Below are 11,889 nucleotides of genomic sequence, written 5' to 3' on the forward strand. Positions count from 1 at the left end.
GGCGAGACGGATGACGACGATCGGTTCAGAGAACCTCACCAACGGTCCGGGCAAGCCGGAACGGTTCGGTGGCAAGTACCGCGGGGCGCGTCGGGACACCGTACTGACCGAGGTGGTCTCGACCGACCAGGATCTGAACGGGCGGGAGGCGGCGAACCCGGAGGCGGCCGACGCGCCGCTCTCGCTGCCCTCACTGGACCCGAATCCGCTGGTCGAGCCGTCGTTCCCGCCGACCGGCTGGCCGATGGAGCCGACCGGTTCGCTGGCCGACCACCCGCTGCTGCGCGGCCTGCTGCTGGAACTGCCGCCGAAGGGCAGCATCCCGCCGCCGGGCTGGCTGGACCGCTGGTTCGAGGCGACCCGCGCGATCCTCGAACTGCTATACGTGCAGGGGTCCGGCCGCTCGCGCTGACCGGGGCGCGGCGGGCTGAGCCCGTTCGGTGAGCCGGCTGTGTCGCAGCGCGTGCCGGACCCCGATCGCCGCGACGGCGAGCGCGCCGACGGTGATCGCCGGCCCGGTGACCCCGGGCTCGGCGCCGAGGTCCGCGCCGGCCGCCGCGATCACCGCCGGCACCGTCGCGAGGGCGGTCACCTGCAACGGCAGACCGATGAGCGGGTGTGCCGCGGCGGCGCGCAGCCCGTGCGGGGCGGGTGTCCCGGGTGCGGTGTCGAACGCGCCGGCCCCGGCCCACAGGCGACGGATCCGTCGTACGGAGCAGACGGCCACCACGAGCGCCGGCCCGGTGGCGAGGGTGAGCCCGGCGCCGGCCCGATCGAGCGGCGTGGTGCCGGCGCTCAGCAGCCCGCCGACGGACACGGCCGCGACCAGCGCCACGCCCGCCAGCGCGAGCGCCAGCAACCATCCGGTACGCCGACGAAGCGCACGCGCGTCGCGCAGCCGGGGCAGTCGATCGGCCAGGACCCCGGCGGCCAGCCAGACGGCGGCGACCGGCAACAGGATGGTGAGCTGACTCTCCATGTCGGAAAGTCTTTCCCGTCCCCGAGCGCGGCGAATCCGGGCCGGACCCCCGTTGGCCCCGGAAGCCGGCCCGTAGGGGACATCCCATCGACGTGATGGACGTTTCGACATGTTTATCTGCCGGGGCCGTCGATCTACTCTCGGCTCGATCGGCGAGTGTCGATCAGTGTGGTGCCGGTGGTCGCGCTTGCCGCCGGTCGGAGGGAGGTAGGGAGATGGGTCTTCCACGCAGGTCCGTACTGGTCGGGGTGACCGCCGCGACCGTGCTGGCCGTCGGCACCCCGGCCCTGGCCGCCGAGCCCGTCGGCGTCGTCCGGGAGGCCGGTGGAGCCACCGCCGTGCCGGACAGCTACATCGTCGTCCTCAAGGACACCGCCGTGGCCCCCAGCCGGGTCGGTGACACCGCACAGCGGCTGACCGGCCGGCACGGCGGAAGGGTGGCCCGCACCTACGGCACGGCGCTGCGTGGCTTCGAGGTCACCGTCAGCGCGGGCGCGGCGGCACGGATCGCCGCCGACCCGGCCGTCGCGTACGTCGAGCAGAACCACACCGTGTCTATCTCCGGAACGCAGGCCAACCCGCCCTCCTGGGGCCTGGACCGCATCGACCAGCGCAACCTGCCGCTGGACAGCTCCTACACCTACCCGAACACGGCGAGCAACGTGCACGCCTACATCATCGACACCGGCATCCGCTTCACCCACAACGACTTCGGCGGCCGGGCCACCTCCGGCTACGACGCCGTGGACGGCGGGTCGGCCGACGACTGCAACGGGCACGGCACGCACGTCGCCGGCACCGTCGGCGGATCCTCGTACGGGGTGGCCAAGGGCGTCCAGCTGGTAGGCGTACGGGTGCTGAACTGCTCCGGCAGTGGCACCAACGCCGGCGTGATCGCCGGTGTCGACTGGGTCACCCAGAACGCGATCAAGCCGGCGGTGGCGAACATGAGCCTCGGCGGTGGCGCGAACAGCTCGCTGGACACCGCCGTCCGCAACTCGATCGCGTCAGGTGTCACGTACGGGCTCGCCGCCGGAAACGACAACGGCGCGAACGCCTGCAACACCTCGCCGGGGCGTACCGCGGAGGCGATCACGGTCGGCTCGACGACCAGCTCGGACGCCCGGTCGTCGTTCTCCAACGTCGGCACCTGCCTGGACATCTTCGCGCCGGGGTCGTCGATCACCTCGGCCTGGTACACGAGCAACACCGCGACCAACACGATCAGCGGTACCTCGATGGCCACGCCGCACGTGGTCGGCGCGGCGGCGCTGCTGGCCAGCGCCAACCCGAGCTGGAGCCCGCAGCAGATCCGCGACCAGATGGTGGCCAACGCGACCCCGAACGTGGTGGGCAACCCCGGCTCGGGCTCGCCGAACCGGCTGCTCTACGTGGGCAGCGGCGGCACCACCCCGCCGCCCACCGGCTGCACCGGCACCAACGGCACCGACGTGTCGATCCCGGACGCCGGTGCGGCGGTGACCAGCTCGATCACGATCGCGGGCTGTGGGCGCAACGCCTCGTCGGCCTCCACGGTGGCGGTGAACATCGTGCACACGTACCGCGGTGATCTGGTCATCGACCTGCTCGCCCCGGACGGCAGCGCGTACCGGCTGAAGAACAGCAGCACCTCGGACAGCGCCGACAACGTGAACACCACGTACACGGCAAACGTGTCAGGTGAGGCCGCCGACGGCACCTGGCGACTTCAGGTGCGCGACACCTACTCGGCCGACACCGGCTACATCAACAGCTGGACCCTGACCGTCTGAGCGGTCTTTCACGGGCGAGGCCCCACCCGGCTGTCCGGGTGGGGCCTCGTGTCGTACGGGATCGGGGGTCAGACCGCGAAGGTCGCCGGCCGTTCGGTGGCCGGGGCCGGCGGGCGGGCCTTCCACAGACCGGTCTTCTGACCGGCGAGCCGGGTCAGGTAGGCGGGGTTGAGGATCACGTAGCGGCGCCAGAGTCGTTTCGGCTCCAGACCGAGCCGCCAGAACCACTCCAGGCCGGCGCGCTGCATCCACGGCGGAGGCTGGCGCAGCAGCCCGGCGTGGTAGTCGAAGGCCGCGCCGACCGCCATCAGCGGCATGTCGAGCAGCGGACGCATGGCGTACGTGAAGACCTCCTGGCGCGGGCAGCCGAGCCCGACCAGGACGAGCCGGGCGCCACTGGACCGGATCCGGTCGGCGATCTCGGCGTCCTCGCCCGGCTGGACCGCACGGAACTTCGACGGCTCCACACCGGCGATCTTCAGCGCGGGGAACATCCGCTCCAGCGCCGGGATCAGCTTGGCCAACGTCTCCTCGGTCGAGCCGTACAGGTAGACCGGCAGCCCCTCGTCGGCGAAGCGGGAGAGCACGTGCAGGGTCAGCGTCGGCCCGTAGACGCGGTCGGTGAGCCCGGCGTGGTGCAGCAGGTTGAGCGCCCAGCGCACCGGCTGTCCGTCCGGGGTGACCACGTCGAAGGAGTTGAGCCGGGCATTGTGCGCGGGGTCCAGCACACCTGTCATCACGCCGTGCACGGCCAGCGCGGTGAGCGCGAGTGGCCGCCGCTCGTGCGCCGCGGTCACCACCGCGTCGGTGGCCGTGGCGTAGTCGGTGGCGTCGACGAGGACGCCGAGCACGTTGCGCTTGGTCCTGGCCGTCACGACTGTGGCACCCACTTGTCCACGTTGGCCTCGTAGATCTCCCGCAGGATCATCGGCACGTCGTACGTGATCTTCCAATCCGGGTACTGCTCCTCGAACCGGGCCATGCTGCTCACGTACCACTGGTGGTCGCCGGTGCGGTTCTGCTCGACGTAGTTGATCTGCGCCTCGCGGCCGGTGATCTCCTGAGCGATCGCGAACGCCTCGATGTGCGAGGTGTTCGAGTGCCGGCCGCCGCCGAGGTTGTAGACCTCGGCGGAGCGGGGCGACCGGAAGAACGCCTCGAACGCGGTCAGCACGTCGTGCGAGTGGATCGCGTCGCGGACCATCTTGCCCTTGTAGCCGAACAGGTTGTACGTCCGGCCCTCCATGACGCAGCGCATCAGGTAGGCCAGGAACCCGTGCAGTTCGGCGGCCGAGTGGGCCGGGCCGGTCAGGGTGCCGCCCCGGAAACAGGCGGTCTTCATGTCGAAGTAGCGGCCGTACTCCTGCACCATCACGTCCGCGGCGACCTTGGAGGCGCCGAAGACCGAGTGGAGCGAGTGGTCGATCGACATCTCCTCGGTGATGCCCTGGTACCAGCGGTGGTCCTCGGGCAGCTCGTACCGGGTCTCCAGCTCGATCAGCGGCAGGCTGTTGGGCCGGTCGCCGTAGACCTTGTTGGTCGAGCAGTGGATGAACGGCGCGTCGATCGCGTGACGGCGGGTGTTCTCCAGGATGTTGAGCGTGCCACCGGCGTTCACGTCGAAGTCCGTGTACGGCTCCTTGGCCGCCCAGTCGTGGCTCGGCTGGGCCGCGCTGTGGATCACCACGGCGATGTCCGACCCGTACTTCTTGAACACCTGCTCCAGGCCGTCCCGGTCCCGGATGTCCACCGCGAAGTGGGTGTAGGAGTTACCCAGGTCACGGGCGAGCCGTTCCAGGCTCCACGAGGTGGAGCCGTCCTCGCCGAAGAAGTACCGACGCATGTCGTTGTCGATGCCGACGACGTCCAGACCGAGGCCGGCGAAGTGCCGGACCGCCTCGGAGCCGATCAGACCGCCCGACCCGGTCACCAACGCGACACTCACACGCCACTCCTGGTCCATCGGAGGCAGAAACCATCGGAGCATAGCGTGACGTCCGGCCCGCCCCGATATGACGGAAGGGCCCCGCATTTCGCGGAGCCCTCGTCTTTTGGTGGGGATGGGGGGAGTTGAACCCCCACGCCCTTTCGGGCACACGGACCTGAACCGTGCGCGTCTGCCATTCCGCCACATCCCCGTGGCACGACCCGGGACACTGTAACCGCCCCGGACCCGCTGTCTCCAACAGGCCCCGGGAATACTACGCTGTCCCAGACGCTCGCCACGAGCGGTTACCGTTCGTGGCGGACGAAAGATTAGCACGGCGGTCCCGGTCCTTCCGAACGGGCCGGGAGCAGCCGGCCGAGCGGCGTGTGAGCTGCGCGCGCGCCGGCCGGATACCATCATGTCCTCGGGACCCGAGGAGGAGCCGGTGAGCGTGCTGCAACGCTTCGAGAAGCGTCTGGAAGGCCTGGTCGAGGGGGCCTTCGCCAAGGTCTTCAAAGGGGTGGTCCACCCCGTGGAGATCCTCAACGCCATGCAGCGGGAGGCCGAGGCGCACAAGGCGATCCTGGCCGGTGGGCGCACGTTGGTGCCCAACCGCTACGTGATCGATCTCTCGCCGTTCGACCACAGTCGTCTGGCGCCGTACGCCGCCGCGCTGGCCCAGGAGCTGGCCCAGTCGCAGGCGGAGTTCATCGGCGAGCAGGCCTGGACGGTCTACGGCGACGTGATCGTCGAGATCGAGCGGGGCGAGGGCCTGGACACGGGGATGTTCCGGGTCACCGCCGAGGTCTACACCGGCGGCGAGGTCGCCCCCGTGTCGGCGCCCGGCTACGACGCCGGCCCGCCCGCCTACCCCGCGTACGACCAGGGTGGCGGCTACGGCCCGCCGCCCGGGCACGGTGGCGGCCGCAACGTGCGGCTGGTCTCCGGTGACGGCCGCACCTACCCGCTCCAGATGGGGTCGACGGTGATCGGTCGCGGCGACCAGGCGAACCTGCGCCTGCCCGACGTCGGCATCTCCCGGCGACACGCCCGGCTGGATTTCGATGGCGGCCAGGTTGTGCTGACCGATCTGGGGTCCACCAACGGCACCATGGTCAACGGGCAGCGGGTCTCCGCCGTCGCCCTCAACCCGGGTGACATGGTCCAGCTCGGCACCACGACGCTGACCTTCCGCGTGGACGGCTGAGCCGCCTTGCCGGCACTGGTCATCACCGTTGCCCGGTTCGGGTTCCTGATCCTGCTGTGGATCTTCGTGTTCACGGTGGTCGGCGTGATCCGTCGGGATCTCTTCGCGGGGGCCCGGTCCGGTCGCCTGGTGGCGGCACCACGCGCGGTTGGCGCCTCGACGGGGCAGGCGGCCAAACCGGCGAAGGTGAAGCGGGGCAGGGCGGCCCACCAGTTGGTGGTCACCGCAGGTCAACTGGCCGGCACCCGCATCACCCTCGGTGAAGCGCAGATCACCATCGGTCGGGCCGAGGACTCCACCCTGGTCATCACCGACGACTACGCCTCGGCGCGGCACGCGAGACTCGTGCCGCGCGAGGGCCAGTGGTTCGTCGAGGACCTCGGCTCGACTAACGGCACGTACCTAGATCGCGCTAAGGTCACCGGACCAACCCCCGTACCCCTCGGCGTGCCGATCCGGATCGGCCGCACTTCCCTCGAATTACGGCCATGACTCTGACCCTGCGCTATGCGGCCCACAGCGACCGCGGTCTGATCCGTGACGGCAATCAAGACTCCGTCTACGCCGGGCCGCGGCTACTCGCCGTTGCCGACGGCATGGGCGGCATGGCCGCCGGTGACGTCGCCAGCAACATCGTCATCGGTGCCATGGCGCCGCTCGACGAGGACGTCCCAGGGGACGCTCTCGTCGACGCGTTGCGTTCGGCCGTGGGCACCGCCAACCAACAGCTCCGCGACACGGTGGACGCCAACCCGCAGTTGGAGGGGATGGGCACCACGCTGACGGCGACCCTCTTCTCCGGCAGCAAGCTGGGGATGGTCCACATCGGCGACTCGCGGGCCTATCTGCTGCGCAATGGTGAGTTCGCCCAGATCACCAAGGACGACACGTACGTCCAGATGCTCGTCGACGAGGGCCGGATCAGCGCCGAGGAGGCCAGCAGCCACCCGCAGCGGTCCCTGCTGACCCGGGCCCTGGACGGCCGGGACATCGACCCGGAGTACTCGGTGCGCCAGGTGCTGCCCGGCGACCGTTACCTGATCTGCAGCGACGGCCTCTCCGGCGTGGTGAGCGCCGAGACCATCGGCGAGACCCTGCGGGAGTACACCGATCCGCAGCAGTGCGTCGAGCGGCTGGTGCAGCTCGCGCTGCGCGGCGGCGGTCCGGACAACATCACCGTGATCATCGCCGACGCCACCGACCACGACATCGTCGAGGCCACCCCGATCGTCGGCGGCGCCGCCGCCCGGGACCGGGGCATGGCCACCTCCGCCGACGACTCGACCCCGGCCGCCCGGGCCTCGGCGCTCTCCGCGCCGCGTCCCGCCGCGCCGGAGGAACCCAACGCGTCGGACGACGAGCCGGAGCGCCCGAAGCGCCGGCCGCTGCGGACCGCCGCGATGGCGCTGGCCCTGCTGGTCATCGTCGGTGGCGCGGCCTTCGGCGGCTGGACGTACACCCAACGCCAGTACTACGTGGGCGCCACCGACGAGGGGCAGGTCGCCGTCTTCCGTGGCATCCAGGGGCAGATCGCCGGGATGGACCTCTCGACGGTGCACCGCACCAGCGGCACCCGGTTGGACGACCTGACCGTCGCCGCTCAGGACACGGTCAAGGTGGGCATCCGGGCCAAGAACGAGCCGGACGCCGAGCGTCAGCTCGCCGAGCTGACCAGCGACACCCCGACCAACCCCAACCTGAAGCCGATCTGCCCGTCCGACACGGGCGCGGTGACCGGCACGCCGACGCCCACTCCGCCCCCGACCCCTCCCGCGACGTCGCCGACGCCGAACACCAGCCCCAGCCCCGGCGCGTCGGTGAACGGGGTCGTCAGCACGAGCCCGACCAACGCAGCCACCGCCGGCGGCACCGATCCGACCACCGCACCCGACGCCACGCCCTCGGACTCGGCCACGCCGGCGCTCGACCCGGCCGGCTGCCGGTCTCCCGAGTGAGCGTCGGCTGAGATCCCAAGGACTCCACCCGTGACCGTAGCGGCCACACCGGCACCCTCGCCCGCCACCACGGGCGGGGATTCCGGCGTACGCCTGGCCCGGTCCCGACGCAACGCCGAGCTGTCCCTGCTGCTGCTGGCCATGGTGCTGGTGGCCGCGTACATGGCGACCGTCGAGGCGAACCTTCTGGACACGGTCACCCCGGACTTCTGGATGCCCGCCGCCGCCCTCGGCGCGGTCTTCCTCGGCCTGCACCTGGTCATCCGGTTCCTCGCCCCGTTCGCCGACCCGGCTCTGCTGCCGGCGGTGGCCCTGCTCAACGGTCTCGGGGTGGGCTTCCTGCGCCGGATCGACCTGGGCGAGGCCGCCCCGGTCGACCGGGAGGACCTGGCCACGTTCGCCGGCATCGGCGGCCGGCAGCTCGCGTGGACGCTCGCCTCGGTGATCCTCGCCGCGGGCCTGCTCGCCATCATGCGCGACCACCGTTCGGTCTCGCGGTACGCGTACACCCTGGGGCTTGCCGGCATCGTGCTGGTGATGCTCCCGGCGGTGCTGCCCAGCAGCATCTCCGAGATCAACGGCGCCAAGCTGTGGATCCGGGTCGGCGGCTTCTCGCTCCAGCCGGGTGAGTTCGCCAAGCTGGCGCTGCTGGTCTTCTTCGCCTACTACCTGGTGCGCAAGCGTGAGGTGCTCTCGCTGGCCAGCCGGCGGTTCCTCGGCATCGACTTCCCGCGTGGTCGGGATCTCGGGCCGGTGGTCGTGGTCTGGCTGATCAGCCTCCTGGTGCTGGTCTTCGAGAAGGACCTGGGCACCTCGCTGCTCTACTTCGGCATGTTCGTGGTGACGCTCTACATCGCCACCGAACGGGTCAGTTGGCTGCTGATCGGCCTCATCCTCTTCTTCGGCGGCGCCTACCTCGCGTACGTCCTCGGGTCGACGGTCGGCGGGCCGTTCGCCAACTTCTACCTGCGGGCCGAGATCTGGCTGGACCCGTTCGCCGATCCGCACGTCAAGGGCTACCAGCTCGTCCAGGGTCTGCTGGCCCTCGGTACGGGCGGGCTTTTCGGCGCCGGGCCGGGCGGCGGTCAGCCGGACATCCTGCCCGAGGTGCAGAACGACTTCATCTTCGCCGGCATCGGTGAGGAGATCGGCCTGTTCGGCCTCTCCGCGCTGCTGGTGGTCTACCTGCTGATCGTGGAGCGGGGCCTGCGCGCCGCGCTCGCCGTGCGTGACTCGTTCGGCAAGCTGCTCGCCGGTGGCCTCGCCTTCACCCTGGGCCTGCAGGTCTTCGTGATCGTCGGCGGCATCAGCAAGCTCATCCCGCTGACCGGCCAGACCACCCCGTTCCTGTCCGCCGGTGGGTCGTCGCTGATGGCGAACTGGCTGCTCATCGCGGTCCTGTTGCGGGTCTCCGACGGGGCCCGGCGACCGGTGACGGGCGGCGCCGGCAAGGCGAGCCGGCCCGCGGGCGGCCCGCCCGAGCAGCTGCACGGTGCTCCCACGGAGGTGATCAAGCCGTGAACGCACCCCTGCGCCGTGTCGGCATCGTCGTCATGGTCCTGTTCGGTCTGCTCTTCGCGAACCTCAACTGGATCCAGGCGTACAAGGCCGACGAGTACCGCACCAGTGACTACAACGGCCGGGTCCAGGTCGCCGACTACAAGCGCAAGCGCGGCAACATCGAGGCCGGCGGAACGGCGGTGGCCACCAGCAAGGAGACCACCGGCAAGCTGAAGTTCCAGCGCACCTACCCGGGTGGGGCCAAGTACGCGCACGTGCTCGGCTACAAGCCGGTCAACCTGGCCGACACCGGCATCGAGCAGGTGGAGAACGACTTCCTGGCCGGCACCAGCGACCAGTTGATCGGCGACCGGTTCAAGGACATGTTCACCGGCGACGAGACCGGTGGCGGCAACGTGCTCCTCACGCTGTCGAAGCGGGCGCAGGACGTGGCGTACGACCAGATGCGCAACAACCAGGTGGACGCCAAGCGCGGCGCGGCGATCGCCATCGACCCGCGGACCGGTGCGGTGCAGGCCCTGGTGTCCATGCCCAGCTTCGACCCGAACCCGCTGGTCAGCCACAACACGAACGAAGCCGCAGCGGAGATCAACAAGCTGGAGCAGAACCCGGACGGCCCGCTGAAGAACCGGGCCCTGTCCGAGACGCTTCCCCCGGGCTCCACCTTCAAGATCGTGGTCGCCGCGGCGGCGCTGGAGAACGGCGTCACCAAGTCGACCCCGATCCCGGCCGGCTCCAGCTACACCCCGCCCACCTCGGGCAGCCCGATCCGCAACGCCGCCGCGTCGATCTGCCCCGAGCCGCAGGTCACCCTGCTGGAGGCGGTCACCGAGTCGTGCAACACCGGTTTCGCGCAGCTCGGTGTGCGGCTCGGCGCCGACAAGGTCAAGGAGAAGGCCCGGCAGTTCGGCTTCGAGCAGGAGGACCTCACGGTCGGGCAGCTCGGCGAGGGCGGTCTGCGGACGGCGGCCAGCCGGACCGGCGACATGCTGAACCCGGACGGCAGCACCGACCCGGCCGCGCTGGCTCAATCGTCGATCGGCCAGAACAACGTCCGGATGACGCCGCTGCAGGGCGCGATGATCGCCGGGTCGGTCGCCAACGGTGGCAGCCAGATGCGGCCGTACCTGGTCCGGCAGCTCCTCGCCCCGGACCGGACCACCAGCTACTACACCGCGAAGCCGCGGGAGCTGCGTCAGCCGGTCAGTGGTCCGGTCGCCAGCGACCTGCGCGAGATGATGGTCAGCGTGGTGCAGAAGGGCACCGGCCAGAAGGCGGCGATCAGCGGCTACACCGTCGGTGGCAAGACGGGCACGGCGCAGTCCGCCCCGGACCGCCCCGACCACGGCTGGTTCATCGGCTTCGCGCTGGACAAGAACGGCAACCCGGTCTCCGCGGTGTGTGTCGTGCTGGAGCAGGCCGGCAGCGGCGGCAGCGCCGAGGCGGCCCGGATCGGCGGCCAGATCATGAAGGCCGCCATCAACGACCCCGGGGGCCGCTGACATGCTCAGCCCCGGCGTCCAGCTCGGCAACCGCTACCGCCTCGACGAGCGGATCGCCAGCGGCGGCATGGGTGACGTCTGGCGCGGCACCGACCAGGTGCTCGGCCGGACGGTAGCGGTCAAGAGCCTGCTCCCCGCGCTGCTCGACGACCCCGACTTCGCCGAGCGGTTCCGGGGCGAGGCGCGGACCATGGCGACCATCAACCACCCCGGCGTGGTGGACGTCTACGACTTCGGCAACGACCAGCAGATCGCCTTCCTGGTCATGGAGTACGTCGAGGGCGACGCCCTGTCGTCCACGCTGAGCCGGGTCGGTCGACTCACCCCGGCCCGGACGATGGCGCTTGTCGCGCAGGCCGCCGACGCGCTGCACGCCGCGCACGAGAAGGGCATCGTGCACCGCGACGTGAAGCCGGGCAACCTGCTGGTCCGGCCGAACGGCACGCTGGTGCTGACCGACTTCGGCATCGCCCGCTCCGACATCGTCGGCCAGCTCACCGCCGCCGGCTCGGTGCTCGGCACCGCCTCGTACATCTCTCCGGAGCAGGCCACCGGCCAGGTTGCCACTCCGGCGTCCGACGTGTACGCGCTCGGCGTGGTCGCCTACCAGTGCCTCGCCGGGCGGCGACCGTTCGAGGGCGACAACCCGCTCGACATCGCCATGCGGCACGTGCGGGAAACACCCCGGCCGCTGCCGTCCGACATCCCACCGCAGGTCCGGGCCGTCGTCGAGCGGGCGTTGGCCAAGGACCCGGCTGCCCGCTGGCCGAGCGCCGCCGCTCTCGCCGGGGTGGCCCGTCAGCTCAAGGCAGCGCTGTCCCAGCAGGCCCGGGCCGGCGGTCACACCGGCCCGGTCTCCGGTGCGCCGTCCTCACCCGCGGCTCCCGGTCGGGCCCAGGTGCCGCAGGCGCAGCAGCTCCGCCCGCCGAACGCCCCGCACCGGCAGCCTCCCGTCGGGCAGCGGCCCACGACTGTCGCGCCGGCCCAGCAGCCCCGTCCCACCGCTGTCGCACCGGCCGTACCGCA

The 11,889-nt window shown here is 70.9% G+C and carries 11 protein-coding genes and 1 tRNA gene; 8 read left to right on the plus strand and 4 right to left on the minus strand.

Annotated elements, in window-relative coordinates; genetic code table 11:
- Positions 1–10: 10 nt before the first annotated feature.
- A complete protein-coding gene (locus B0E54_RS16885; RefSeq protein WP_234584498.1) occupies positions 11–412 on the plus strand; it encodes a hypothetical protein in 402 nt (133 codons plus the stop codon).
- Here B0E54_RS16885 and B0E54_RS16890 read toward each other — a convergent pair.
- Complete coding sequence (locus B0E54_RS16890; RefSeq protein ID WP_234584499.1) at positions 380–979, minus strand: hypothetical protein; 600 nt, start codon at positions 977–979, stop codon at positions 380–382. The two genes, B0E54_RS16885 and B0E54_RS16890, sit on opposite strands and share 33 nt — an antisense overlap.
- Before the next feature lie 215 nt (positions 980–1,194).
- On the opposite strand from B0E54_RS16890, the gene B0E54_RS16895 reads away from it, so the two are divergent.
- Positions 1,195–2,751 (plus strand): S8 family serine peptidase, encoded by a 1,557-nt coding sequence (locus tag B0E54_RS16895; RefSeq protein ID WP_234584500.1) that lies wholly within the window; start codon positions 1,195–1,197, stop codon positions 2,749–2,751.
- Positions 2,752–2,819: 68 nt separating this feature from the next.
- Here the strand turns inward: B0E54_RS16895 and B0E54_RS16900 are convergent, their stop codons facing one another.
- From B0E54_RS16900 to B0E54_RS16910, 3 genes are all read right to left on the minus strand, one after another.
- Positions 2,820–3,626 (minus strand): WecB/TagA/CpsF family glycosyltransferase, encoded by an 807-nt coding sequence (locus B0E54_RS16900; protein ID WP_266247620.1) that lies wholly within the window; start codon positions 3,624–3,626, stop codon positions 2,820–2,822.
- Entirely contained in the window at positions 3,623–4,738 is a 1,116-nt protein-coding gene (locus B0E54_RS16905; protein ID WP_234584502.1) for an NAD-dependent epimerase/dehydratase family protein, read from the minus strand. The genes B0E54_RS16900 and B0E54_RS16905 overlap by 4 nt, the downstream gene beginning before the upstream one ends.
- Before the next feature lie 65 nt (positions 4,739–4,803).
- A tRNA-Leu gene (locus B0E54_RS16910) sits at positions 4,804–4,889 on the minus strand.
- Positions 4,890–5,096: 207 nt separating this feature from the next.
- Here B0E54_RS16910 and B0E54_RS16915 point away from each other — a divergent pair.
- The 6 genes from B0E54_RS16915 to B0E54_RS16940 form a co-directional block, all read left to right on the plus strand.
- Positions 5,097–5,885: a DUF3662 and FHA domain-containing protein gene (locus B0E54_RS16915; protein ID WP_007454122.1), complete on the plus strand. Its 789-nt coding sequence runs from the start codon at positions 5,097–5,099 to the stop codon at positions 5,883–5,885.
- Positions 5,886–5,891: 6 nt separating this feature from the next.
- Positions 5,892–6,377, plus strand: a complete 486-nt coding sequence (locus B0E54_RS16920) for an FHA domain-containing protein (RefSeq protein WP_007454124.1) — start codon at positions 5,892–5,894, stop codon at positions 6,375–6,377.
- Positions 6,374–7,840: a PP2C family serine/threonine-protein phosphatase gene (locus B0E54_RS16925; protein WP_234584503.1), complete on the plus strand. Its 1,467-nt coding sequence runs from the start codon at positions 6,374–6,376 to the stop codon at positions 7,838–7,840. The genes B0E54_RS16920 and B0E54_RS16925 overlap by 4 nt, the downstream gene beginning before the upstream one ends.
- 30 nt (positions 7,841–7,870) lie before the next feature.
- A complete protein-coding gene (locus B0E54_RS16930) occupies positions 7,871–9,361 on the plus strand; it encodes an FtsW/RodA/SpoVE family cell cycle protein (protein ID WP_234584504.1) in 1,491 nt (496 codons plus the stop codon).
- Entirely contained in the window at positions 9,358–10,863 is a 1,506-nt protein-coding gene (locus tag B0E54_RS16935) for a penicillin-binding protein 2 (protein WP_234584505.1), read from the plus strand. Before B0E54_RS16930 ends, B0E54_RS16935 begins: the two co-directional genes overlap by 4 nt.
- 1 nt (position 10,864) lies before the next feature.
- Positions 10,865–11,889, plus strand: a 1,025-nt coding sequence (locus B0E54_RS16940; RefSeq protein WP_234584506.1) for a serine/threonine-protein kinase, incomplete at its 3' end; no start/stop codon positions are given.

This window comes from Micromonospora sp. MH99 (genome assembly GCF_021442385.1).
Lineage (GTDB): Bacteria > Actinomycetota > Actinomycetes > Mycobacteriales > Micromonosporaceae > Micromonospora.